We start from the raw sequence: 24522 nt of genomic DNA on the forward strand, positions 1-24522 counted from the left end.
CAGGGCTCCGCCACCCCGCGCCAGCGGCGGAACCACTGGTTCATGTCCCCATTTGAGGGATCGTTTCACCCGTACGGATTAAATGTGCTCAAGCCGCCGGAAGGTACCACTCCCGGCCCCCTACGGTCGCCGAATGATGAGCAGTACTCCGGAGATCTCGACCCGCTCGACCCGCTCGACCCGCACGGCCGGCCCGCACAGGGCGCACCGGGAAGCGCGTGACCGAGGGGCGGCGCGCACGCTGGCGCAGCGGCCGCCCGCGCGCTACGAGCCCTACCTGGACGGCCTGTTCACGTACTGCCTGTCCGTGCTCTGCGACCACGACGCCGCGACCGCCGCCCTGGGCAACGCCCTCGCCCTCGCCGAACGCCGCGGCAAGCACGTACCCGACGCCCCCGCCGACCGCAGGGCGTGGCTGTACGCGCTGGCCCGCTGGGCGTGCCTGCGCAAGCTGGCCGAGGCCAAGCAGAAACGTCTGAGCAGCCACGCGGCGGGCCGTCCGCAGCGCGCCGACCGGCCGGCCGGTCCGGCCGTCTCCGAGGAGGTCCGGGAGCGGCGGCGGCGCGAACTGGCCCTGCTGGCCTGGCCGGAGGCCGCCGGCACCACCCCGGAGCAGCGCGAGGCGCTCGAACTGGCCGTGCGCCACCACCTCGCCGCCCAGGAGGTCGCCGCCGTCCTGGGCATGGACCCGCCCGCCGCCCGCGACCTGCTCGCCTCCGCCGCCTGCGAGGTGGAACGCACGCGTGCGGCCCTGGCCGTGGTCGAGACCGGGGCGTGTCCGAGCGTCGCGCACCTCGTCGGCGACGACCGGCCCGTGCTCGGCACGGCCCTGCGCCGCGAACTCGTCCGGCACGTCGACGACTGCCCGCGCTGCCGCCGCACCGCCGAGCGCGCCGTCCCCGGCCGCTGGCCCGGCACCAGCGTCACACCCGCCGAACTGCCCGTCCTGCCGGCCCCCCGCGCGGCCCTGCACGTCGCCATGGCCCACCAGCCACGCGCGCGTGGCGCCGGACCCCGCTTCGACCGGCGCGGCTTCCCGATGGACCCCAAGGACCGCGCCGCCCGAAGGGACCGCCTGCGCGCGCGTGCCGTCACCACGACCGTCGTCGCCACCGTCGTGGCCGCCCCCGTGCTCGCCCTGTGGGCCGCCTACCGGGGCACCCCCGTCGGCGAGGGCCAGGACGTCCGCTCCGCCTCCGCACGCGAGGCGGACGACCCGTTCGGCCTGGACGGCGAGATGGCCGGCGGCGGCTACGAGAACACCGGCAACGCGAGCACCAGACCCGGCCCCCGCTTCGGCAAGAAGGGCAAGGCCGACGTCTCCGTCGAGGTCATCGGCGTCGCCGGCGCCGGCAAGAGTGCGGCCGGCCTGGAGGTCACGGCCGGCAACAGCGGCGACACCACCCTCGTCACCCTGAGCGCCACGGGCCCGGCCCCGGTCCGCTGGGCCGCGTCCACGGGAGCGGACTGGCTCTACCTGAGCCAGTCCTCGGGAACGCTCCGGCCCGGCGAGTCGTTGACGATCAAGGTGTACGTCGACCATCTGCGGGAGCCCTCCGGCCCCTGGCGCGCGCAGGTGGCGGTCGCACCGGTGGGCGCCGTCGTCCACATCGAGGGCTTCGGCACCGCGCCCAGCCCGTCCGACCCCGGCCCGCGTCCGGACCCCCGCCCCGGCGGCCCGGGCGACCCGCCTGAGACCCAGCCCGACCCGACGCCCACGACCTCGGCCCCACCGGACCCGACGCCGACCACCCCGCCCCCGTCACCCGACCCGGACCCCACACCCACACCAACGAACCCGGACCCGGACCCGGACCCGACGGGCTCGACGCCCCCGCCCTCGGACGGCGGCGACCCGAGTCCGTCCACGTCCTAGACGGCCGTAGCAGCCCCGAAAGCCCCGAAAGACCTGCACGCCCTGAAATCCGAAGTGGTCGCGGACGTCAGTCGACCGGATCCGCCGGATGCGGCGCCAGCAACGGCAGCTGCGAGGCCAGCCGCTCCTCGCACAGCTCCACCAGCCGGTCGTAGCCGGCCTTGCCCATCAGCTCGATCAGCTCCGGCCGGTAGGAGACGTACACCGGCTCGCCCGCGCCGTGCGCCGAGGTCGCCGAGGTGCACCACCAGTGCAGGTCGTGGCCGCCCGGCCCCCAGCCGCGGCGGTCGTACTCACCGATCGACACCTGGAGCACACGCGTGTCGTCGGGCCGGTCGATCCACTCGTAGGTCCGCCGCACCGGCAGCTGCCAGCACACGTCCGGCTTGGTCTCCAGCGGCTCGCGGCCCTCCTTCAGGGCGAGGATGTGCAGCGAGCAGCCCGCGCCGCCCGCGAAGCCGGGCCGGTTCTGGAAGATGCACGAGCCCTGGAAGGGACGTGTCTGCCGGTCGCCGTCCTCGTCCTCGGAGATCCAGCCGTTCCTCGTGCCCTCGCTGTGGTGCTGCCAGATGTCCGGCGTGAGCCTCGCCACATGCTCGGCGACCCGCTTCTCGTCGTCCTCGTCGGAGAAGTGGGCACCCAACGTGCAGCACCCGTCGTCCGCGCGGCCGGCCTGGATGCCCTGGCAGCCGCTGCCGAAGATGCAGTTCCAGCGAGAGGTCAGCCATGTCAGATCGCAGCGGAAGACCTGCTCGTCGTCCGCCGGATCAGGAAACTCCACCCAGGCACGGGCGAAGTCGAGGCCCTTCTCGTCGGACCGCGGGACGGCCGGTGATTTGTCGCGCTTCGCCTTTTTCGTCTTTGGCACGGGTCCAGGGTACGGGCCTTGTGCCCGCACCGAGGACGGCGGACGGCACGGCTGGCAGTAGCGTTCCGTACATGAGACTCGGTGTCCTCGACGTGGGATCGAACACGGTGCATCTGCTCGTGGTGGATGCGCACCCCGGCGCGTGCCCGTTGCCCGCGCACTCGCACAAGGCGGAACTGCGCCTCGCCCAGCTCCTCGACGACGACGGCGCGATCGGCCCCCAGGGCGTCGACCGGCTGATCTCGGTCGTCCAGGAGTCGCTCCAGGCCGCCGAGGACAAGGGCGTCGAGGACCTCCTGACGTTCGCCACCTCCGCCGTGCGCGAGGCCCGCAACGCCGATGACGTCCTCGCGCGCGTGCGCACCGAGACCGGCGTCGAGCTCCAGGTCCTCACCGGCGAGGAGGAGGCCCGCCTCACCTTCCTCGCCGCCCGCCGCTGGTTCGGCTGGTCGGCCGGGAAACTGCTGGTCCTGGACATCGGCGGCGGCTCCCTGGAGATCGCCTACGGCATCGACGAGGAGCCCGACGCGGCCGCCTCCCTGCCGCTGGGCGCCGGCCGCCTCACCGCCGGCTGGCTGCCCGGCGACCCGCCCGCGCCCGACGACGTCCGGGCCCTGCGCCGGCACGTCCGGACCGAGATCGCCCGCACGGTCGGCGAGTTCAGCCGCTTCGGCGGGCGCGACCACGTCGTCGCCACGTCCAAGACCTTCAAGCAGCTCGCCCGCATCGCCGGAGCCGCCCGCTCCGCCGAGGGCCTCTACGTCCAGCGCGAACTCAAGCGGGAGTCCCTGGAGGGCTGGGTCCCGAGGCTGGCCGGCATGACGGAGGCGGAACGAGCCGAGCTCCCGGGCGTCTCGGAGGGCAGGGCGGGCCAGCTGCTGGCGGGCGCGCTGGTGGCCGAGGCCGCGATGGACCTCTTCGGCGTGGAGCGCCTGGAAATCTGCCCGTGGGCGCTCAGGGAGGGCGTGATCCTGCGTCGCCTGGATCACATGGAGTCCGTTTAGGGGGCCTTGCACCATGCCCGCCCGTGGCAAACACCACAACGGCCAACAGGCACCCCGCTCCACCCCGACCACACCCCGTAATCTGTCCTGCATGGCAGAGCCAGCCGTAAAGATCCCGGACGCGAAGGTCGCCCTGTCGACGGCCTCGGTCTACCCGGAGTCGACGGCCACGGCCTTCGAGATCGCCGCGCGCCTCGGCTACGACGGAGTCGAGGTCATGGTCTGGACCGACCCCGTGAGCCAGGACATCGAGGCCCTGCGCAGACTCAGCGACTACCACCAGATCCCGGTCCTGGCCGTGCACGCCCCCTGCCTGCTCATCACGCAGCGCGTCTGGTCGACGGACCCCTGGACCAAGCTCCAGCGGGCCCGCGCGGCGGCCGAGAAGCTCGACGCGAGCACCGTCGTCGTCCATCCGCCCTTCCGCTGGCAGCGCCAGTACGCCAGGGACTTCGTCGCGGGCATCTGGCGCATGGCGAACGAGACGGACGTACGGTTCGCCGTCGAGAACATGTACCCCTGGCGCTACCGCGACCGCGAGATGCTCGCGTACGCCCCCGACTGGGACGTGACGAAGGACGACTACCGCCACTTCACGATCGACCTCAGCCACACCGCGACGGCCCGCGCCGACGCGCTGGACATGGTCGACCGCATGGGCGACCGCCTGGGCCACGTCCACCTCGCCGACGGCAGGGGCTCGGCCAAGGACGAGCACCTCGTGCCCGGCCGCGGCACCCAGCCCTGCGCCGAGGTGCTGGAGCGGCTCGCCCTGACCGGCTTCGACGGGCACGTCGTGATCGAGGTCAACACCCGCCGCGCCATGTCGAGCGCGGAGCGCGAGGCCGACCTGGCGGAGGCGCTGGCCTTCACGCGCCTGCACCTGGCCTCGGCGGTGAAGGTGCCGAGGCGATGAACGAGGGCGCCGAGCCGACGACCGAAACGGCGAGACGATGAGTGACCTGCCCCCGGGCGGGCCCCCGGCCGGCACGGGGATCACCGCCCGCCGCCGCGGCCGCCCCCCGCGCACGGAGTCGGCCGACACCCGTGACCGCATCCTGACCGCCGCCCGCGACGAGTTCTCCGAACGCGGCTACGAGAAGACGTCCGTGCGCGGCATCGCCAAGGCGGCCGGGGTCGACTCGGCGCTCGTGCACCACTACTTCGGGAAGAAGGAGCAGGTCTTCGAGGCGGCGATCACCCAGTCCTTCGGACCCGCCCTGCAGGCGCCGAAGGCCATCGAGGAGGGCCCGCTCGACGGCGTGGGGGAGCGCCTGGCCCGCTTCTTCTTCGGCGTCTGGGAGAACCCGGCCACCCGCACGCCCCTGCTCGCCGTCGTCCGCTCCGCCGTCACCAACGAGACCGCGGCGGCCGTCTTCCGCCGCATCATCGCGACCCAGGTCCTGCGCCGCATCGCCGTACGACTGGACCTGCCGGACGCCGAACTGCGGGCCGAGCTCGCCGCCGCCCAGCTCGTGGGCACCGCGATGCTGCGGTACGTCATCAAGGTCGAGCCGCTGGCCTCGGCGGACCCCGAGCAGATCATCGCGCGGCTGGCACCCGTCGTACAGGGCCACCTCACCGGGCCCTGAACCGCCGTCGGCCGAGATGGGCATCCCGTATTCCGGACACTCCGTCCCGACCTCTGGATGACCGGCGTACGCTCGGTAGCAGTCAGAAATCTCCGAATCATCTGACGCAGTCTCTGAAGGAGCGAGCGACGATGCCCGAGCTGAGGTCCCGCACAGTCACCCACGGCCGCAACATGGCGGGCGCCCGCGCCCTTATGCGCGCCTCCGGTGTACCGGGTGCGGACATCGGCCGCAAGCCGATCATCGCGGTCGCCAACAGCTTCACGGAGTTCGTGCCCGGCCACACCCACCTCCAGCCGGTCGGCCGGATCGTCAGCGAGGCGATCGTCGAGGCCGGCGGTATCCCGCGCGAGTTCAACACGATCGCCGTCGACGACGGCATCGCCATGGGCCACGGCGGCATGCTCTACAGCCTCCCCTCCCGCGACCTGATCGCGGACAGCGTGGAGTACATGGTCGAGGCCCACTGCGCCGACGCCCTGATCTGCATCTCCAACTGCGACAAGATCACTCCGGGCATGCTCAACGCGGCCCTGCGCCTGAACATCCCGACGGTCTTCGTCTCCGGTGGCCCGATGGAGTCCGGCCGGGCCACCCTGGTCGACGGCACGGTCCGCACGCTCGACCTGGTCGACGCGATCTCCGACGCCGTGAACGACAAGATCTCGGACGAGGACATCCTCCGCATCGAGGAGAACGCCTGTCCGACCTGCGGCTCGTGTTCCGGCATGTTCACCGCCAACTCGATGAACTGCCTCACCGAGGCCATCGGCCTCTCCCTCCCCGGCAACGGCTCGGTGCTGGCGACCCACACGGCCCGCAAACAGCTGTACGTCGACGCGGCCGACACGGTCATGGACATCACCCGCCGCTACTACGAGCAGGACGACGAGACGGTCCTGCCGCGCAACATCGCCACCTTCGCGGCCTTCGAGAACGCCATGGCCCTCGACATCGCGATGGGCGGCTCGACCAACACGATCCTGCACCTGCTGGCCGCGGCCCAGGAGGCCGGCGTCCCCTTCGGCCTGGAGGAGATCGACGCGGTCTCCCGCCGGGTCCCCTGCCTGGCCAAGGTGGCGCCGAACGTCGCCAAGGACCGCACGTACTACATGGAGGACGTGCACCGCGCCGGCGGCATCCCCGCCCTGCTCGGCGAGCTGCACCGCGGGGGCCTGCTCAACGAGGACGTGCATTCGGTCCACAGCCCGTCCCTGGACGACTGGCTGAAGACCTGGGACGTGCGCGGCGGCTCCCCGTCCCCCGAGGCGGTCGAGCTGTGGCACGCGGCCCCCGGCTGCGTCCGCTCCGCGGAGGCCTTCTCCCAGTCGGAGCGCTGGGAGGCCCTCGACGAGGACGCCGAGGGCGGCTGCATCCGCTCCGTCGAGCACGCGTACTCCAAGGACGGCGGCCTCGCGGTCCTCAAGGGCAACCTCGCGGTCGACGGCTGCGTGGTGAAGACGGCCGGCGTCGACGAGTCGATCTGGACCTTCGAGGGCCCGGCGGTCGTCTGCGAGTCGCAGGAGGAGGCCGTCGAGAAGATCCTGCTGAAGCAGATCAAGGAGGGCGACGTCGTCGTCATCCGCTACGAGGGCCCCAAGGGCGGCCCCGGCATGCAGGAGATGCTCTACCCGACCTCGTACCTGAAGGGCCGCGGCCTCGGCAAGACCTGCGCCCTGATCACCGACGGCCGCTTCTCCGGCGGCACGTCCGGCCTCTCCATCGGGCACGCCTCGCCCGAGGCGGCCGGCGGCGGCACCATCGCCCTCGTCGAGGACGGCGACCGCATCCGCATCGACATCCCGAACCGCTCCATCGAGCTCCTCGTCGACGACGCCGAGCTGGCCCGCCGCGATCAGGCGCTGAACGGCGTGTACGCCCCGAAGAACCGCGACCGCAAGGTCTCGGCGGCGCTGCGGGCCTACGCGGCGATGGCGACCAGCGCGGACAAGGGCGCCGTGCGCGACGTGACGATGCTGGGCTGAGCGCTCCACGCGGCAGGGCCGCCCCCGGTCTCCCGGAGGCGGCCCTGCCGCGTACGCTTCCGTCGCCCTACCAGCCGGACGGGTCACGCCCGTTCACGGCGAAGACGGTCCCGTCCGGCGCACCGGCGTAGACGCGGTCGTTCACCAGCAGGGGCTCGGGGAGCGCGGCCGGAACCCGGTCCGACCGGTCGCCCAGCCGCACAGACGTCTCGCCGACGAGCTTCCCGCGCCGCGCGTCGACGGCGAGCAGCCGCCCGTCCGGCACGGTCACGTACACGTACCGGTCGCTCGCGACCGGCGTCGACCCCCGCACGACACCCGTCTCCAGACTCCACCGCTGCCTGCGCGCCTCCAGGTCGACGGCGACCAGCGACCCACCCGTCGCCATCAGATGAACGACGCCCCCGCGCACACTCCCCTCCACCTGCTGCAACGGAATCCGCAACGGCACCCGCACACTCGCCCGGCTCTCCGGGTCGTAGCGGACCACGGCCCGCGCCTCCCCGCGCACGGCGTCGACCGCCACGAACACGACAGCCCCGTCCACAGCCCCGAGAGGCTGCAACGCCCCCTCCAGCCGCGCGTCCCACCGCACGTCGCCCGTGCCCGGATCCACCGCCGTGACCTTCGTGCCGGACCCGTCGCCCGACACGCTCGCCGCGTACGCCAGCGGATCACCGGGGAACGAGACGAAGTACGGCGCGTCCTGTCCCGGAATCCGATGACGCCACTTCACGTCACCCGAGGCGCTCTCCACGCCGGTGACGGTGCCGTCGGCCGCGGTGAGCAGCAGCATCCCGCCGACGGCCCGCAGCCCTCCGTACCCGGGCAGCTTCTGCCGCCGCTCCACGTCACCCGAGCCGGGGTCGAGCATCGTCACCCGCGGCCCCTGGCCCAGCCCGGCCGGCACCAGCCCACCCGACACGACCGGAGCCCCACTCGGCGGCCCGCTCGCGGCGACCCCGTCCAGAGGATGCCGCCACAGCAGCCGCCCGTCGACAGGATCGAGAGCGAAGACCAGCCCGGTCTGCGCACACAGCAGCTTCCCCGCCGCGTACGAACACCGAGGCGTGCCCTTCCCGGACAACGGCTTCGCCTCCCACCCGGTGAACGCGGCCGACGTGGTCCGCGGAGCGGCGACCTCGGGCGCCGGCCCGCCACCCCCCAGCAAGCCAACCGACACCAGCGCACCGACGACGGCCAGCCCGAGGGCCCCCGCACCGAGAGCCGCCCGCTTACCGAGCCGCACCCTGGACCGGCGCGACGGCTTCCCACCCCCGGACACACCGGGCGCAGGCCCCCCGCCGACCTGCTCCGCAGCCGCTGCCTGTTCCTCTTCCTCCGCCGGAGCGTCGTCCACCCGCTGCGCCGGTATGAACGCCTGCGTGTCGTACGAGGCCGCCACCGAGCGCAGTTCCCGCATCAACTCGTCGGGGGAAGGCCGGTCCTCGGGCTCCTTGGCGAGACACCGCAGCACGAGCGGCGCCAGCTCCTGGGGTACACCGGCCAGCTCGGGCTCGTCGTGCACGACCTGATAGGCGACGACGTACGGACTGTCGGAGTCGAACGGCCCGCGCCCGGTCGCCGCATGCACCATCACGGACCCGAGGGCGAACACATCGGCGGCGGGCCCCACTTCCCTGGGCCGCCGGAACTGCTCGGGCGCCATGAACGGCGGCGTACCGATCAGCTTCCCGGTCTCGGTCCGCAGTTCGCTGTCCTTTGGCCGGGAAATGCCGAAGTCGATGACCTTCGGCCCGTCCTCGGCGAGCAGGACATTGCTCGGTTTCAGATCCCGGTGCACCACCCCGACCCGGTGGATGTCACGCAGCGCCTCCGCGAGCCCGGCCATCAGCCGACGCAACTGCGCCGGGGCCAAGGGCCCGTTCCGTTTCACCTCCTGGGCCAGCGTCGGGCCCGGAATGAACAGCGTGGCCATCCAGGGCCGTCCGGCCTCGGGATCGGCATCCACGACGGGCGCGGTGAAGGCCCCGCTGACCCGCCGCGCGGCCCCGACCTCCTGCCGGAAACGCCCCCTGAACTCGGGGTCCTTGGCGAACTCCGCGTGCACGACCTTCACGGCGAGCTTCATCCCGGAAGTGCTCCGGGCCAGATGAACGACCCCCATGCCGCCCGAGCCCAGACAGGACTCCAGCCGGTAGTGACCGGCGTACTCAGGAAGTTCCGCTTCCAGGTCCGCTCCGACGTTTCGCTGTGGCGCCATGGGACCACCCCCGTGCTGTTCGTCCGCGCGCGCGACGCACGGAGCCTAGTCGATGACTCGTGCGAGGCAGAGGCGGCTTGCTAGCCTCCGCTGGCGAGTTGCGCACAGGTGTTTGATGGCGTGATTCAGGGGAATCAACGGGACCCCATGGAAGCCATGGGGTGCAACGGGGGAGGTTTTCATGTCAGTCGAGCCTGTCGAAGAGACCGAGCGCGGCACCCACGAGCCCGGCATGCCGCTGGTCACCACACTGGCCGCGGCGGCCACGTACTTCTCGATCGCACCGGGCGTCCGCCTCAACGTCCGCAGCGGTCCCGGCACCGGCTACCCGATCGTCAAGATCCTGCCCGAGGGCTCCCGAGTCCCGATCCACTGCCAAACACCCGGCACCTGGGTCACGGGCCCGTACGGCACGACGAACATCTGGGACAACATCGCGAGCGGCCAGTACGTCTCGGACGCCTACGTGAACACGGGCAGCGACGGCTACATCCGCCCACGCTGCGGCTGACCTGCGGTAGTCGGGCCGGGGTTCTTGCCGTTGCTCGGCGTTGTCCTGAGGCGGGGTGGGCGCGCAGCCCGGCGGAGCGGGGTACCGCTGCGCCCACCCGTGCCGCCCCAGCGGCACGACTGCCCGCAGCTGGGCGGACCCGCACCCACCACCACGGCGCAGGCGAAGGCGCGCACCCCCACCGCACCCGCGCAGGCCGCCGCAGGCACACCCCACCCCCACCCCCCATCCCTCGAGCCATAATCGACCGGTGAGCGCAGAGAACGGCCCCCTCGGCCCCCACCCCGAGCCAATCCGCTTCTTCGGTACGACCTGGCTGAACCACGACAACGGCTACACAGCCCGCCGCATCGGCGTCGCCATCGGCTCACTGGCCACCGCAGTCGTCTCCTGCCTCGTCCTCCGCCTCGCCTACCAGGGCCTCCAGATCGCCGCGATCGGCAGCTTCGTCACGCTCCTCATGGTCGTGATGTTCGCGATCTGCAGCGCGATGGCCTTCCGCCACACCTGGGACGGCTTCACCCGCCGCCCCGACCCCGACCGCCAGGCATCCCTCCGAGGCCTCCTGACCATCGGTTTCGTCGGCTCACTCCTCGCGTACTTCTTCCGCTCCCTCACCGAGGCCCCCGGCGAAAAGCTGCACCGCGAGGAATACGAGGCAGCCCGCAAGCACCACGAGCAGCGCACGACCCGCCGCTCCGGCAACCCGTCGAAAAAGCGCCGCCGCACGTAACCCGCCGGCCTCTCACCGAGATCTCACCACCCCCGCCCCCACCCCCGGCCACCATGGCCGTATGACCACACACCCCTCCACCCCCCACCCCACCGGAGCCGAAACCACCCCCGAACCCCCAACCACCGAACCCCCACCCCAACGCCGCCCACCCCAACACCCCCCACCCGCACCGCCCGCGCCCACTCCTTCAACACCGCCGCAGCCCAATACGCGGCCAACCGCCCCTCCTACCCCCAACCCTCTTCGACGCGATAGAAGCCCTGGCCGACCGCCCCCTCCCCGGCTCCCGCGTCGCAGACATCGGCGCCGGCACCGGCATAGCAACCGCCCTCCTCCACGCAAGAGGCGCGAACGTCATCGCCGTGGAACCCGGCGACGGCATGGCGGCCCAGTTCCGCAGCACCCTCCCCGACATCCCGATCATCCGGGGCACCGGCGACGACCTCCCCCTCGCCGACGCCTCCGTCGACCTCGTCACCTACGCCCAGGCCTGGCACTGGACCGACCCCGTCCGATCCGTCCCGGAGGCCCTCCGCGTCCTGCGCCCCGGCGGCGCCCTCGCCCTCTGGTGGAACACCGACGCCCTCGACGTGCCGTGGATCGCCGAGGCCGCCGCCCGCACAGAGCGCCACTTCGGTATCGACGTCGCGGCCGAGAAGCGGAACGTCGACGCCCGCGCCGCCGACCCCACCGGCCGCCTCGACTTCACCCGCCGCACGGTCCGCTGGAGCCGCCGCATCCCCGTCGACACCCACCTAGCCAACATCGGCAGCCACTCGGTCTTCCTGGTACACGGCGAGGAACACACCGCGGCCTTCCTGGCCGAGGAACGCGAGCACCTCCTCAAGGCCTTCCCGGACGGCATCGTCGAGGAGGTCTACGAGGTGGTCCTCCTCCTCGCGAAGAACCCCGCTTGACGCACCCCCGCTTGACGCACCCCACCCCCGGGAGCATTATTCATCACATGATGAATAATGCTCCCGACCCGCCACGTCCCGACACCACCCAGCCCACAGCCATCCACGCCGAGAACCTCACCGTCGCCCGCGGCCCCCGCACGGTCCTGCGCGACCTCGGCTTCACCGTTCCGCGCGGCCAGATCACCGGCCTGCTGGGCCCCTCCGGCTGCGGCAAGTCCACCCTGATGCGCGCCATCGTCGGCACCCAGGCCAAGGTCACCGGCACCCTGGACGTCCTAGGCCGCCCCGCCGGCCACCCCACCCTCCGCACCCGCATCGGCTACGTCACCCAGGCCCCGTCCGTCTACGACGACCTGACGGTCCGTCAGAACCTCGACTACTTCGCCGCGATACTCGACCCCGGCCGCCCCGCCGCCGAACGCCGCCACGACAACGTCACCCGCGCGATAGCCGACGTCGACCTCACCACCCACGCCGACGCCTTGGCCGGCAACCTCTCCGGCGGCCAGCGCAGCCGCGTCTCCCTGGCCGTAGCCCTCCTCGGCACCCCCGAACTCCTGGTCCTGGACGAACCGACCGTCGGCCTCGACCCGGTTCTGCGCCGCGACCTCTGGACCCTCTTCCACGACATCGCGGCGAGCCGCGGTGCGACACTCCTCGTCTCCTCCCACGTCATGGACGAGGCAGAACGCTGCCATCGCCTCCTCCTCATGCGCGAGGGCGAACTCCTCGCCGACGACACCCCGGAGGCCCTGCGCACCCGCACCGGCGCGGAGACGGTCGAGGAGGCCTTCCTGCACCTGGTGGACGAGGCAAAGGCGGCAACCCGCACAAAGGAGACGACGCGATGACCCCCACGCCTACGTCCACGACCACCCCCGCGACCACCCCCACCCCACCGCAGGCCCTGAACATCTCCCGAACCACCGCCACAGCGACCCGCGTCCTGCGCCAGCTCGCCCACGACCCCCGCACCATCGCGCTGCTGATCCTCATCCCCTGCGTGATGCTGCTCCTGCTGCGCTACGTCTTCGACGGCAGCCCGCGCACCTTCGACAGCATCGGCGCGTCCCTGCTCGGGATCTTCCCGCTGATCACGATGTTCCTGGTGACCTCCATCGCCACCCTGCGCGAACGCACCTCGGGCACCCTCGAACGTCTCCTCGCCATGCCCCTCGGCAAAGGCGACCTCATCGCCGGCTACGCCCTCGCCTTCGGCACCCTCGCGATCATCCAGTCCGCCCTGGCCACGGGCCTCGCCGTCTGGTTCCTCGGCCTCGACGTCACCGGCAGCCCCTGGCTCCTCCTCCTGGTGGCCCTCCTCGACGCGCTCCTCGGCACGGCCCTCGGCCTCTTCGTCTCGGCCTTCGCGGCCTCGGAATTCCAGGCGGTCCAGTTCATGCCGGCGGTGATCTTCCCCCAGCTTCTCCTCTGCGGCCTGTTCACACCCCGCGACAACATGCACCCGGTCCTGGAGACCATCTCCGACGTCCTCCCCATGTCCTACGCGGTGGACGGCATGAACGAGGTCCTCCGCCACACGGACATGACCACCACGTTCGTACGCGACACCCTGATCGTCGCCGGCTGCGCCCTGCTGGTCCTGGCCCTGGGCGCGGCGACACTACGACGCAGGACGGCATAAGCCGGACCCGCCGGTCGCGGCCCCCGACATCCCGCCCAGCGGACACCCCAACCCCCGAGTCCTCCCCGGTGCGAGGATGTACTCCGGACGACGCACCCCCGGAGGCACCCCGCGCCATGACCCAGAAAGTCGCAGTCCTCGGCACCGGCAAGATCGGCGAAGCCCTGCTCAGCGGAATGATCCGAGCCGGCTGGACCCCGGCCGACCTCCTGGTCACCGCCCGCCGCCAGGAACGAGCCGAAGAACTCCGCACCCGCTACGGCGTCACCCCGGTCACCAACCCGGAAGCCGCGAAGATCGCCGACACCCTGATCCTCACGGTCAAACCGCAGGACATGGGCACCCTCCTCGACGAACTCGCCCCCCACGTCCCCGCCGACCGCCTGGTCATCAGCGGCGCCGCCGGCATCCCCACCGCGTACTTCGAGGAACGCCTCGCCCCCGGCACCCCGGTCGTCCGTGTCATGACGAACACCCCCGCCCTGGTCGACGAGGCGATGTCCGTCATCTCCGCCGGCACCCACGCCACCGCCGACCACCTCGCCCACACCGAGGAGATCTTCGGCGCCGTCGGCAAGACGCTCCGCGTCCCCGAGTCCCAGCAGGACGCCTGCACGGCCCTCTCCGGCTCCGGCCCGGCCTACTTCTTCTACCTGGTCGAAGCCATGACCGACGCCGGCATCCTCCTCGGCCTGCCCCGCGACAAGGCCCACGACCTGATCGTCCAGTCCGCGATCGGCGCCGCGACGATGCTCCGCGACAGCGGCGAACACCCCGTCAAGCTCCGCGAGAACGTCACGTCCCCCGCCGGCACGACGATCAACGCCATCCGCGAACTCGAGAACCACGGCGTACGAGCCGCCCTCATCGCCGCCCTCGAAGCCGCCCGCGACCGCAGCCGCGCCCTGGCCTCCGGCAACAACAGCTGAGCAACGCGGGCGTCGGGAGGAACCCCCGACGCCCGCACCACCTCACACCCTCAGCACGGCCCCACCCGTGTCCGCCGCCTCCGGCACGGCCGGCAGCAACCCGATCGCCCGATAAGCGGCATCCACGGTCGGCCGAGCCATCCCCCGAGCCCGCTCCGCACCGTCCCGCAGCACGCGCTCCACATGACCGGGATCCGCACACAACTCCTTGTGCCGCTCCTGCACGGGCCTGAGCACCTCCACCACGGCCTCCGCGGTGTCCTTCTTCAAGGCCCCGTACGACGTATACGCCCCGCTCAGCTCCTCAGGACTCCCACCCGAGCACGCGGCGAGGATCTCCAGCAGATTCGCGAGCCCCGGCCGGGCCTCCCGGTCGTACACGACCTCCCGCCCACTGTCGGTCACGGCCCGCGTGACCTTCTTCCGCACCACGTCCGGCTCGTCCAGCAGATAGACGATCCCCGGCCCGACGTCGTCGCTCTTGCCCATCTTCGACGTCGGATCCTGCAAGTTCATCACCCGCGCCGCCACCCCGGGACGCGTGGCCCGTGGCACCACGAACGTATGCCCATACCGTTGGTTGAACCGCACCGCCAGATCCCGCGTGAGCTCCACATGCTGCACCTGGTCGTCCCCGACCGGCACCTCGTCGGCCCCGTACGCCAGGATGTCCGCCGCCATCAGCACGGGATACGTCAACAGCGACAGCCGCACACTCCCGCCCCGCCGCTGCTCCCGCGCGGCCTTCTCCTTGTACTGGATCATCCGCCGCATCTCACCGTCGGTGGCCACGCACTCCAGCACGTACGACAGCCGGGCGTGCTCATCCACATGACTCTGCACGAACAGCGTGCAGAGCTCCGGATCCAACCCGGACGCCAGCAACAAGGTCGCCGCCTGCCGGCTCAGCCTGCGCACCCGCGCGGGATCGTGGTCCACCGTCAGCGCGTGCAGATCGACGACGCAGAACAAGGCGTCGGCCTCGTACTGGTCGACGGCAGCCCACCGCCGCATGGCTCCCAGGTAGTTCCCCAGCGTCAGATGCCCCGTCGGCTTGACCCCGCTGAAGACCCGTGTCATCTCTCCTCCACCTCCTGGCCGGGACCGCCGCCCGGCGGCCGCCCCTCGGTGGTCTGGAGGGAGAAACAAGAACGGCCGCCGAAGCGGCGGCCGTTGAGTGCATACGTGAAGACGGCCGCCGTCAGGCGGCCCGCCACAGCTGGGTACACGTACGCGTCGTCATGCACCTCAGACTACGCCCCCGGAGTGCAGTCCGCCCTTGAGTTGACACGCCCAGACCCGATCCGTAGTGTTCTCCGAGTTGTCCGACGTGAGCGCCGACTCCGGTCGGTCCCCGGACAGCCACTCCGCAGGTACCAACCACTACTCGACGCAGTAGCTCTGTTGTCGTTTCATTGGCATGCGTATTTACGGAATGAGGAATCCCCGTTCGAAAGGACGCGGCCCCCGATTGGCTCGGGAGCCAGGGAATCCGCTAAAGTCTCACTCGTCGGAACGGCCCAACAGCCGCGAAGACAAACCCTGCTGACAGGGAATCGGAACCGAAAGGATCTGATAGAGTCAGAACCGCCGGAAAGGGAAACGCGGAAGCGGGAACCTGGAAAGCACCGAGGAAATCGGGTCGAGAAAAGATCTGATAGAGTCGGAAACGCAAGATCGAAGGGAAGCGCCCGGAGGAAAGCCCGAGAGGGTGAGTACAAAGGAAGCGACCGTTCCTTGAGAACTCAACAGCGTGCCAAAAGTCAACGCCAGATATGTTGATACCCCGTCTCCAGCATCAGCTGGGACGAGGTTCCTTTGAAAAAACACAGCGAGGACGCTGTGAACGGCCGGGCTTATTCCGCCTGGCTGTTCCGCTCTCGTGGTGTTGCACCGGATTACCGGTACACATTCACGGAGAGTTTGATCCTGGCTCAGGACGAACGCTGGCGGCGTGCTTAACACATGCAAGTCGAACGATGAACCACTTCGGTGGGGATTAGTGGCGAACGGGTGAGTAACACGTGGGCAATCTGCCCTGCACTCTGGGACAAGCCCTGGAAACGGGGTCTAATACCGGATACTGATCATCTTGGGCATCCAAGGTGTTCGAAAGCTCCGGCGGTGCAGGATGAGCCCGCGGCCTATCAGCTTGTTGGTGAGGTAATGGCTCACCAAGGCGACGACGGGTAGCCGGCCTGAGAGGGCGACCGGCCACACTGGGACTGAGACACGGCCCAGACTCCTACGGGAGGCAGCAGTGGGGAATATTGCACAATGGGCGAAAGCCTGATGCAGCGACGCCGCGTGAGGGATGACGGCCTTCGGGTTGTAAACCTCTTTCAGCAGGGAAGAAGCGAAAGTGACGGTACCTGCAGAAGAAGCGCCGGCTAACTACGTGCCAGCAGCCGCGGTAATACGTAGGGCGCGAGCGTTGTCCGGAATTATTGGGCGTAAAGAGCTCGTAGGCGGCTTGTCGCGTCGGTTGTGAAAGCCCGGGGCTTAACCCCGGGTCTGCAGTCGATACGGGCAGGCTAGAGTTCGGTAGGGGAGATCGGAATTCCTGGTGTAGCGGTGAAATGCGCAGATATCAGGAGGAACACCGGTGGCGAAGGCGGATCTCTGGGCCGATACTGACGCTGAGGAGCGAAAGCGTGGGGAGCGAACAGGATTAGATACCCTGGTAGTCCACGCCGTAAACGGTGGGCACTAGGTGTGGGCAACATTCCACGTTGTCCGTGCCGCAGCTAACGCATTAAGTGCCCCGCCTGGGGAGTACGGCCGCAAGGCTAAAACTCAAAGGAATTGACGGGGGCCCGCACAAGCGGCGGAGCATGTGGCTTAATTCGACGCAACGCGAAGAACCTTACCAAGGCTTGACATACACCGGAAAACCCTGGAGACAGGGTCCCCCTTGTGGTCGGTGTACAGGTGGTGCATGGCTGTCGTCAGCTCGTGTCGTGAGATGTTGGGTTAAGTCCCGCAACGAGCGCAACCCTTGTCCCGTGTTGCCAGCAGGCCCTTGTGGTGCTGGGGACTCACGGGAGACCGCCGGGGTCAACTCGGAGGAAGGTGGGGACGACGTCAAGTCATCATGCCCCTTATGTCTTGGGCTGCACACGTGCTACAATGGCCGGTACAATGAGCTGCGATACCGCGAGGTGGAGCGAATCTCAAAAAGCCGGTCTCAGTTCGGATTGGGGTCTGCAACTCGACCCCATGAAGTCGGAGTCGCTAGTAATCGCAGATCAGCATTGCTGCGGTGAATACGTTCCCGGGCCTTGTACACACCGCCCGTCACGTCACGAAAGTCGGTAACACCCGAAGCCGGTGGCCCAACCCCCTTGTGGGGAGGGAGCTGTCGAAGGTGGGACTGGCGATTGGGACGAAGTCGTAACAAGGTAGCCGTACCGGAAGGTGCGGCTGGATCACCTCCTTTCTAAGGAGCACTTCTTACCGATCCCTTCGGGGTGAGGTCAGAGGCCAGTACATCAGCGAGTGTCTGATGCTGGTTGCTCATGGGTGGAACGTTGACTACTCGGCACACTTGATCGTCTTCTCCTTCTAGTACTGCTCTTCGGAGCGTGGAACGTCGAGGGGAGCGGGGAGTGTGTCGGGCACGCTGTTGGGTGTCTGAGGGAATGGATTTTTCCTCAGCGCCGGCCCCAGTGAACTCGCCTGTGTAGGGCGGGGTGATGGGTGGCTGGTCGTTGTTTGAGAACTGCACAGTGGACGCGAGCATCTGTGGCCAAGTTTTTAAGGGCGCACGGTGGATGCCTTGGCACCAGGAACCGATGAAGGACGTGGGAGGCCACGATAGGCCCCGGGGAGTCGTCAACCAGGCTTTGATCCGGGGGTGTCCGAATGGGGAAACCCGGCAGTCGTCATGGGCTGTCACCCGCTGCTGAACACATAGGCAGTGTGGAGGGAACGCGGGGAAGTGAAACATCTCAGTACCCGCAGGAAGAGAAAACAACCGTGATTCCGGGAGTAGTGGCGAGCGAAACCGGATGAGGCCAAACCGTATGCGTGTGAGACCCGGCAGGGGTTGCGTATACGGGGTTGTGGGATCTCTCTTTCATGGTCTGCCGGCCGTGAGACGAGTCAGAAACCGTTGATGTAGGCGAAGGACATGCGAAAGGTCCGGCGTAGAGGGTAAGACCCCCGTAGTCGAAACGTCAGCGGCTCGTTTGAGAGACACCCAAGTAGCACGGGGCCCGAGAAATCCCGTGTGAATCTGGCGGGACCACCCGCTAAGCCTAAATATTCCCTGGTGACCGATAGCGGATAGTACCGTGAGGGAATGGTGAAAAGTACCCCGGGAGGGGAGTGAAATAGTACCTGAAACCGTGTGCCTACAAGCCGTGGGAGCGTCGGAATGAAGACTTGTCTTCATTCTCGTGACTGCGTGCCTTTTGAAGAATGAGCCTGCGAGTTTGCGGCGTGTTGCGAGGTTAACCCGGGTGGGGTAGCCGTAGCGAAAGCGAGTCCGAATAGGGCGGTTGAGTAGCACGCTCAAGACCCGAAGCGGAGTGATCTAGCCATGGGCAGGTTGAAGCGGAGGTAAGACTTCGTGGAGGACCGAACCCACCAGGGTTGAAAACCTGGGGGATGACCTGTGGTTAGGGGTGAAAGGCCAATCAAACTCCGTGATAGCTGGTTCTCCCCGAAATGCATTTAGGTGCAGCGTCGTGTGTTTCTTGCCGGAGGTAGAGCACTGGATAGGCGATGGGCCCTACCGGGTTACTGACCTTAGCCAAACTCCGAATGCCGGTAAGTGAGAGCGCGGCAGTGAGACTGTGGGGGATAAGCTCCATGGTCGAGAGGGAAACAGCCCAGAGCATCGACTAAGGCCCCTAAGCGTACGCTAAGTGGGAAAGGATGTGGAGTCGCAGAGACAACCAGGAGGTTGGCTTAGAAGCAGCCACCCTTGAAAGAGTGCGTAATAGCTCACTGGTCTAGTGATTCCGCGCCGACAATGTAGCGGGGCTCAAGCGTACCGCCGAAGTCGTGTCATTGCAGTAATACGGCCAACGCCGGCTGTGATGGGTAGGGGAGCGTCGTGTGCCGGGTGAAGCAGCACCGGAAGGTAGTTGTGGACGGTTCACGAGTGAGAATGCAGGCATGAGTAGCGATACAAACGTGAGAAACGTTTGCGCCGATTGACTAAGGGTTCCTGGGTCAAGCTGATCTGCCCAGGGTAAGTCGGGACCTAAGGCGAGGCCGACAGGCGTAGTCGATGGATAACCGGTTGATATTCCGGTACCCGCTGTGAAGCGTCAAACATCGAATCCAGTGATGCTAAGCCCGTGAAGCCGTTCCGGACCCTTCGGGGAAAGGAAAGTGGTGGAGCCGGTGACCCAAGTTGGTAGTAGGTGAGTGATGGGGTGACGCAGGAAGGTAGTCCATCCCGGGCGGTGGTTGTCCCGGGGTAAGGGTGTAGGCCGTGCGATAGGTAAATCCGTCGTACATGTGGCTGAGACCTGATGCCGAGCCGATTGTGGTGAAGTGGATGATCCTATGCTGTCGAGAAAAGCCTCTAGCGAGTTTCATGGCGGCCCGTACCCTAAACCGACTCAGGTGGTCAGGTAGAGAATACCGAGGCGTTCGGGTGAACTATGGTTAAGGAACTCGGCAAAATGCCCCCGTAACTTCGGGAGAAGGGGGGCCACGCCTGGTGAGGGGACTTGCTCCTCGAGCTGGGGGTGGCCGCAGAGACCAGCGAGAAGCGACTGTTTACTAAAAACACAGGTCCGTGCGAAGCCGTAAGGCGATGTATACGGACTGACGCCTGCCCGGTGCTGGAACGTTAAGGGGACCGGTTAGCTCCATTTCGGTGGGGCGAAGCTGAGAACTTAAGCGCCAGTAAACGGCGGTGGTAACTATAACCATCCTAAGGTAGCGAAATTCCTTGTCGGGTAAGTTCCGACCTGCACGAATGGCGTAACGACTTCTCGACTGTCTCAACCATAGGCCCGGTGAAATTGCACTACGAGTAAAGATGCTCGTTTCGCGCAGCAGGACGGAAAGACCCCGGGACCTTTACTACAGTTTGATATTGGTGTTCGGTTCGGCTTGTGTAGGATAGCTGGGAGACTGTGAAGCGCTAACGCCAGTTAGTGTGGAGTCGTCGTTGAAATACCAGTCTGGTCGTGCTGGATGTCTAACCTGGGTCCGTGATCCGGATCAGGGACAGTGTCTGATGGGTAGTTTAACTGGGGCGGTTGCCTCCTAAAGGGTAACGGAGGCGCCCAAAGGTTCCCTCAGCCTGGTTGGCAATCAGGTGTTGAGTGTAAGTGCACAAGGGAGCTTGACTGTGAGACCGACGGGTCGAGCAGGGACGAAAGTCGGGACTAGTGACCCGGCGGTGGCTTGTGGAAGCGCCGTCGCTCAACGGATAAAAGGTACCCCGGGGATAACAGGCTGATCTTCCCCAAGAGTCCATATCGACGGGATGGTTTGGCACCTCGATGTCGGCTCGTCGCATCCTGGGGCTGGAGTCGGTCCCAAGGGTTGGGCTGTTCGCCCATTAAAGCGGTACGCGAGCTGGGTTTAGAACGTCGTGAGACAGTTCGGTCCCTATCCGCTGTGCGCGTAGGAGTCTTGAGAAGGGCTGTCCCTAGTACGAGAGGACCGGGACGGACGAACCTCTGGTGTGCCAGTTGTTCTGCCAAGGGCATGGCTGGTTGGCTACGTTCGGGAGGGATAACCGCTGAAAGCATCTAAGCGGGAAGCCTGCTTCGAGATGAGGACTCCCACCCACTTGATGGGGTAAGGCTCCCAGTAGACGACTGGGTTGATAGGCCGGATATGGAAGCACGGTAACGTGTGGAGTTGACCGGTACTAATAGGCCGAGGGCTTGTCCTCAGTTGCTCGCGTCCACTGTGTTGGTTCTGAAACCACGAACAGTCCCATGCCATGGTCACGGTATGGTGCGGCTGACAGTTTCATAGTGTTTCGGTGGTTATAGCGTAGGGGAAACGCCCGGTTACATTCCGAACCCGGAAGCTAAGCCTTACAGCGCCGATGGTACTGCAGGGGGGACCCTGTGGGAGAGTAGGACGCCGCCGAACAATTCTTGGGAAAACCCCCGCATCTTCGGATGCGGGGGTTTTTCTGCGTTTAGGGTCGAGCCATGCGCTATGACCTCGTGATCTTCGACAACGATGGTGTCCTCGTCGACAGTGAGCCCATCTCCAACCGGCTCCTGGCCGCCTATCTGACCGAGCTCGGGCACCCGACGTCCTACGAGGACTCCCTGCGCGACTACATGGGCGCTGCCATGCACCGCGTACACGACCTGGTCGCGGAGCGGACCGGGCGGCGGCTGCCGGTGGACTTCGACGACGTGTTCCATGCCCGGGTCTTCGCGGCCTTCGAGCGGGACTTGAAGCCGGTGGCCGGCGTCGAGGAGGTCCTGCAGAAGCTTGCCGCCGACTCCGTGCCGTACTGCGTGGCTTCGTCCGGGAGTCATGAGCGGATCCGGGTGGGGCATCGGACGACCGGGCTCGATCGGTGGTTCGACGAGGGGCGGATCTTCAGCTCGCAGGACGTGGGGAAAGGGAAGCCGGCTCCCGATCTGTTCCTGTACGCGGCTGAGCGAATGGGGGCCGCGCCGGAGCGGTGTGTCGTCGTCGAGGACAGTCCGCTGGGGGTGCAGGCGGCGGTTGCGGCCGGGATGGACGTGTACGGGTTCACCGCCATGACGCCGGCGGAGAGGCTGGCCGGAGCCGGGCGGATCTTCTCCGACATGGGGGAGCTGACAGACCTGCTCATGTGTGGGACGTAGAAGCTGAACCGAATTCATCTTTGGCGGGATCTACCCACGGGTAAGCCGGGGCCCTACGCTCGCCGCCATGACTGATGTGCTGCGGCGCGGCAGGGGCTCGTTGGCGTTCAGCTTCTTGGTGCAGGGGGTCGCCTTCGCTCTGCTCGTGACGCGGATTCCGGCCATCCAGGACCGGTACGGGGTCTCCGACGCGCTGCTGCCCGCCTTCCTGGCCGCTGTGCCGATCCTGGCCGGGGTCGGGAGCGTGAGCACCGAGCGGCTGGTGAGGCGGGTGCCGCCGAGCCGGCTGTTGCGGTGGTCCCAGCCCGTGGTGCTGTTGGCGCTGCTCGGGGTCGGGGCCGGGGAGCGGATGGTGGAACTGGGCGTCGCGCTCGCGGTGTTCGGGCTGGCCGTCGGGGTGCTGGACGCGTCGATGAACATGCTCGGGGTGAGCCTTCAGCGGTCGTACGGGCGCAGCATCATGCTCAGTTTCCACGCGGCCTACAGCCTGGGCGGGATCGTAGGGGCCTCGCTGGCGTGGGCGGGGGCGCACTGGGATCTGGCGTTGTGGGTGTCGTATCTGCCGGTCGTGGCGGTGCTGCTGCCGGCTGTGCTGGTGGGGAGCCGGTGGTACGTCGACGACCGGGACGCGGCCCCCGCGGCGGAGGGGAAGGCTGCCGGGGAGGGCCAGGCCGTCGCCTTCAAGTGGCTGCTGCCGTTGTGTCTGGTGATGACCGTCGCCTATATCGGGGACTCCACGGTCTCCAACTGGAGCGCGAAGTACCTGAAGGATGTGCTCGGGTCTTCGGAGCAGATGGCGACCGTCCCGTACAACGTGTACATGGTCACCACGCTGCTGGGGCGGGCGATCGGGGACCTGGGGGTGCGGCGGTTCGGGGCCGTGGCCGTCGTGCGGGGTGGGGCGCTGGTGGCGGCGGGCGGGTTCGCCGTGGTGGCGGGGGCGCCCGGGGCGTGGGTGGGGATGCTGGGGTTCACGCTGCTGGGGCTGGGCTTGTGCGTGCTGGTGCCGCAGACGTTCGCGGCGGCCGGCCGGCTGTTCCCGGGGGCTTCGGATGCGGCCGTCGCGCGACTGAATGTCTTCAACTATGTGGGGTTTTTGATCGGTTCGCCGTTGGTCGGTGTGCTCGGGGACCTGTGGAGCTATCGCGGGGCCATGGTCGTGCCGATGGTGTTGGTGCTGGTGACGCTGGTGTACGCCCGGTCGTTCGCGACTCAACCGGACCGATACGGTGGCGGGCATGAGCGGCCGCGCACAGCTGATGTGGGACGAGGCAGTAACGGGCTATGACTTTGGTCCCGGGCATCCGATGGACCCGGTCCGGCTCGCCCTGACCCGGGGACTGGTCGATGCCTTCGGGCTGGACCGTGAGGTGGAGGTGGTCGCCGCGAAGGCGGCCGGGGAGTCGACGCTGCGGCTCGTCCACCGGCAGGACTACATCGAGGCGGTGAAGGCCGCGTCGGTGGATCCGGGGGCGGCGGACCAGTCGTACGGGCTGGGGACGATGGATGATCCGGCCTTCGCCGGGATGCACGAGGTGTCGGCGCTGATCGCCGGGCAGTCGGTGGGGGCCGCGGAGGCCGTATGGCGGGGGGAGGCGCTGCACGCGGTGAACTTCGCGGGCGGGCTGCACCACGCGATGCCGGGCGGGGCGTCCGGCTTCTGCATCTACAACGACGCGTCGCTGGCGATCGCCCGGCTGCTGGAGCTCGGGGCCGAGCGGGTGGCGTACATCGACGTCGACGTACATCACGGGGACGGGGTGCAGGCGGCGTTCTGGGAGGACCCGCGGGTGCTGACGATCTCGCTGCACGAGCATCCCCGGACGCTGTTCCCGCAGACCGGGTGGCCGGAGGAGACCGGGGCGGACTCCGCGGAGGGCTCGGCGGTGAACGTGGCGCTGCCGGCCGGGACGGGGGACGCCGGGTGGCTGCGGGCGTTCCACGCGGTCGTGCCGGAGCTGATCGCCGACTTCCGGCCGCAGGTGCTGGTGACGCAGCACGGGGCCGACACGCACTTCGAGGATCCGCTGGCGCATCTGGCGGTGTCGCTGGACGCGCAGCGGGCGGTGCAGGTGGCCTGTCACGACCTGGCGCACGAGTACGCCGACGGGCGGTGGGTGGCGCTGGGCGGGGGCGGCTACGCGGTGGTGGACGTCGTGCCGCGGTCGTGGACGCATCTGGTCGGGATCGCGGCGGGCCGGGCCGTGGCGCCCGAGGCGATGATTCCCGAGGGCTGGCGGCAGGAAGCGTTCGCCCGGACACGGCAGTTGGCCCCGGCACGGATGACGGACGGGCGCTGGCCCGTGGCCTTCCCCGGCTGGGGGGAGGGCTACGACCCCGCGGACCGGCTGGACCAGGCGGTGCTGGCGGCTCGGCGGGCGGTGTTCCCGCTGCGGGGGTTGCTGGCCTGACCGGGTGGGCCCTCTCGTAGGCCGACCGTGG

General features: G+C 68.4%; 17 protein-coding genes, 3 rRNA genes and 1 pseudogene. 17 read left to right on the forward strand and 4 right to left on the reverse strand.

Features of this window, described 5'->3' with window-relative positions:
- The first annotated feature begins 133 nt into the window (after positions 1 to 133).
- Positions 134 to 1876, forward strand: a complete 1743-nt coding sequence (locus tag PV963_RS26100) for a BACON domain-containing protein (RefSeq protein ID WP_274818157.1) — start codon at positions 134 to 136, stop codon at positions 1874 to 1876.
- Between the two features lie 67 nt (positions 1877 to 1943).
- Here the strand turns inward: PV963_RS26100 and PV963_RS26105 are convergent, their stop codons facing one another.
- Positions 1944 to 2744 carry a hypothetical protein gene (locus PV963_RS26105; protein ID WP_274818158.1) on the reverse strand — a complete coding sequence of 267 codons (801 nt, stop codon included), beginning with the start codon at positions 2742 to 2744 and terminating at the stop codon, positions 1944 to 1946.
- Between the two features lie 71 nt (positions 2745 to 2815).
- On the opposite strand from PV963_RS26105, the gene PV963_RS26110 reads away from it, so the two are divergent.
- From PV963_RS26110 to ilvD, 4 genes are all read left to right on the forward strand, one after another.
- The gene (locus tag PV963_RS26110) at positions 2816 to 3748 is read left to right on the forward strand and encodes a Ppx/GppA phosphatase family protein (RefSeq protein ID WP_274818159.1); all 933 of its coding nucleotides are present in this window, start codon (positions 2816 to 2818) and stop codon (positions 3746 to 3748) included.
- 91 nt (positions 3749 to 3839) lie between these two features.
- The gene (locus PV963_RS26115; RefSeq protein ID WP_189725897.1) at positions 3840 to 4664 is read left to right on the forward strand and encodes a sugar phosphate isomerase/epimerase family protein; all 825 of its coding nucleotides are present in this window, start codon (positions 3840 to 3842) and stop codon (positions 4662 to 4664) included.
- Positions 4665 to 4701: 37 nt separating this feature from the next.
- On the forward strand, positions 4702 to 5340 hold the full coding sequence (locus PV963_RS26120) for a TetR/AcrR family transcriptional regulator (protein WP_274818160.1): 639 nt from the start codon (positions 4702 to 4704) through the stop codon (positions 5338 to 5340).
- 131 nt (positions 5341 to 5471) lie between these two features.
- Positions 5472 to 7325 carry a dihydroxy-acid dehydratase gene (ilvD, locus tag PV963_RS26125; RefSeq protein WP_274818161.1) on the forward strand — a complete coding sequence of 618 codons (1854 nt, stop codon included), beginning with the start codon at positions 5472 to 5474 and terminating at the stop codon, positions 7323 to 7325.
- 67 nt (positions 7326 to 7392) lie between these two features.
- Here the strand turns inward: ilvD and PV963_RS26130 are convergent, their stop codons facing one another.
- On the reverse strand, positions 7393 to 9549 hold the full coding sequence (locus tag PV963_RS26130) for a serine/threonine-protein kinase (RefSeq protein ID WP_274818162.1): 2157 nt from the start codon (positions 9547 to 9549) through the stop codon (positions 7393 to 7395).
- 181 nt (positions 9550 to 9730) lie between these two features.
- Here PV963_RS26130 and PV963_RS26135 point away from each other — a divergent pair, with 181 nt between their 5' ends.
- From PV963_RS26135 to proC, 6 genes and pseudogenes are all read left to right on the forward strand, one after another.
- The gene (locus PV963_RS26135; protein ID WP_274818163.1) at positions 9731 to 10060 is read left to right on the forward strand and encodes an SH3 domain-containing protein; all 330 of its coding nucleotides are present in this window, start codon (positions 9731 to 9733) and stop codon (positions 10058 to 10060) included.
- Between the two features lie 250 nt (positions 10061 to 10310).
- On the forward strand, positions 10311 to 10793 hold the full coding sequence (locus tag PV963_RS26140) for an EamA/RhaT family transporter (protein ID WP_274818164.1): 483 nt from the start codon (positions 10311 to 10313) through the stop codon (positions 10791 to 10793).
- Between the two features lie 153 nt (positions 10794 to 10946).
- Positions 10947 to 11713, forward strand: a pseudogene (locus tag PV963_RS26145) (class I SAM-dependent methyltransferase); the annotation flags it as partial.
- Positions 11714 to 11760: 47 nt separating this feature from the next.
- Positions 11761 to 12567 (forward strand): ABC transporter ATP-binding protein, encoded by an 807-nt coding sequence (locus PV963_RS26150; protein WP_274818165.1) that lies wholly within the window; start codon positions 11761 to 11763, stop codon positions 12565 to 12567.
- A complete protein-coding gene (locus tag PV963_RS26155; RefSeq protein ID WP_274818166.1) occupies positions 12564 to 13361 on the forward strand; it encodes an ABC transporter permease in 798 nt (265 codons plus the stop codon). The genes PV963_RS26150 and PV963_RS26155 overlap by 4 nt, the downstream gene beginning before the upstream one ends.
- A 116-nt stretch (positions 13362 to 13477) precedes the next feature.
- The gene (gene proC, locus PV963_RS26160) at positions 13478 to 14290 is read left to right on the forward strand and encodes a pyrroline-5-carboxylate reductase (RefSeq protein ID WP_274818167.1); all 813 of its coding nucleotides are present in this window, start codon (positions 13478 to 13480) and stop codon (positions 14288 to 14290) included.
- A 42-nt stretch (positions 14291 to 14332) separates the two neighbouring features.
- Here the strand turns inward: proC and trpS are convergent, their stop codons facing one another.
- Positions 14333 to 15370: a tryptophan--tRNA ligase gene (gene trpS, locus PV963_RS26165; protein WP_274818168.1), complete on the reverse strand. Its 1038-nt coding sequence runs from the start codon at positions 15368 to 15370 to the stop codon at positions 14333 to 14335.
- The gene (locus PV963_RS26170) at positions 15367 to 15519 is read right to left on the reverse strand and encodes a hypothetical protein (protein WP_274818169.1); all 153 of its coding nucleotides are present in this window, start codon (positions 15517 to 15519) and stop codon (positions 15367 to 15369) included. The genes trpS and PV963_RS26170 overlap by 4 nt, the downstream gene beginning before the upstream one ends.
- A 682-nt stretch (positions 15520 to 16201) precedes the next feature.
- Here PV963_RS26170 and PV963_RS26175 point away from each other — a divergent pair.
- The 6 genes from PV963_RS26175 (at position 16202) to PV963_RS26200 (ending at position 24491) form a co-directional block, all read left to right on the forward strand.
- Positions 16202 to 17729, forward strand: a 16S ribosomal RNA gene (locus PV963_RS26175).
- Between the two features lie 307 nt (positions 17730 to 18036).
- Positions 18037 to 21158 (forward strand): 23S ribosomal RNA (locus tag PV963_RS26180).
- 89 nt (positions 21159 to 21247) lie between these two features.
- Positions 21248 to 21364 (forward strand): 5S ribosomal RNA (gene rrf, locus PV963_RS26185).
- Together the 16S, 23S and 5S rRNA genes form the textbook arrangement of a ribosomal RNA operon.
- Positions 21365 to 21426: 62 nt before the next feature.
- Positions 21427 to 22080 carry an HAD family hydrolase gene (locus PV963_RS26190; protein ID WP_274818170.1) on the forward strand — a complete coding sequence of 218 codons (654 nt, stop codon included), beginning with the start codon at positions 21427 to 21429 and terminating at the stop codon, positions 22078 to 22080.
- 67 nt (positions 22081 to 22147) lie between these two features.
- Entirely contained in the window at positions 22148 to 23368 is a 1221-nt protein-coding gene (locus tag PV963_RS26195; RefSeq protein ID WP_274818171.1) for an MFS transporter, read from the forward strand.
- Positions 23319 to 24491 (forward strand): acetoin utilization protein AcuC, encoded by a 1173-nt coding sequence (locus tag PV963_RS26200; RefSeq protein WP_274818172.1) that lies wholly within the window; start codon positions 23319 to 23321, stop codon positions 24489 to 24491. The genes PV963_RS26195 and PV963_RS26200 overlap by 50 nt, the downstream gene beginning before the upstream one ends.
- Positions 24492 to 24522 lie beyond the last annotated feature (31 nt).

This window comes from Streptomyces coeruleorubidus (assembly GCF_028885415.1).
Taxonomy (GTDB): domain Bacteria; phylum Actinomycetota; class Actinomycetes; order Streptomycetales; family Streptomycetaceae; genus Streptomyces; species Streptomyces coeruleorubidus_A.

Bases quoted from the DNA above. Each gene is read 5' to 3' on its own strand.
- PV963_RS26100 (WP_274818157.1), top strand. From the start codon at position 134: ATGATGAGCAGTACTCCGGAGATCTCGACCCGCTCGACCCGCTCGACC.
- PV963_RS26110 (WP_274818159.1), top strand. From the start codon at position 2,816: ATGAGACTCGGTGTCCTCGACGTGGGATCGAACACGGTGCATCTGCTC.
- PV963_RS26115 (WP_189725897.1), top strand. From the start codon at position 3,840: ATGGCAGAGCCAGCCGTAAAGATCCCGGACGCGAAGGTCGCCCTGTCG.
- PV963_RS26120 (WP_274818160.1), top strand. From the start codon at position 4,702: ATGAGTGACCTGCCCCCGGGCGGGCCCCCGGCCGGCACGGGGATCACC.
- ilvD (WP_274818161.1), top strand. From the start codon at position 5,472: ATGCCCGAGCTGAGGTCCCGCACAGTCACCCACGGCCGCAACATGGCG.
- PV963_RS26130 (WP_274818162.1), bottom strand. From the start codon at position 9,549: ATGGCGCCACAGCGAAACGTCGGAGCGGACCTGGAAGCGGAACTTCCT.
- PV963_RS26135 (WP_274818163.1), top strand. From the start codon at position 9,731: ATGTCAGTCGAGCCTGTCGAAGAGACCGAGCGCGGCACCCACGAGCCC.
- PV963_RS26150 (WP_274818165.1), top strand. From the start codon at position 11,761: ATGATGAATAATGCTCCCGACCCGCCACGTCCCGACACCACCCAGCCC.
- PV963_RS26155 (WP_274818166.1), top strand. From the start codon at position 12,564: ATGACCCCCACGCCTACGTCCACGACCACCCCCGCGACCACCCCCACC.
- proC (WP_274818167.1), top strand. From the start codon at position 13,478: ATGACCCAGAAAGTCGCAGTCCTCGGCACCGGCAAGATCGGCGAAGCC.
- trpS (WP_274818168.1), bottom strand. From the start codon at position 15,370: ATGACACGGGTCTTCAGCGGGGTCAAGCCGACGGGGCATCTGACGCTG.
- PV963_RS26190 (WP_274818170.1), top strand. From the start codon at position 21,427: ATGCGCTATGACCTCGTGATCTTCGACAACGATGGTGTCCTCGTCGAC.
- PV963_RS26195 (WP_274818171.1), top strand. From the start codon at position 22,148: ATGACTGATGTGCTGCGGCGCGGCAGGGGCTCGTTGGCGTTCAGCTTC.
- PV963_RS26200 (WP_274818172.1), top strand. From the start codon at position 23,319: ATGAGCGGCCGCGCACAGCTGATGTGGGACGAGGCAGTAACGGGCTAT.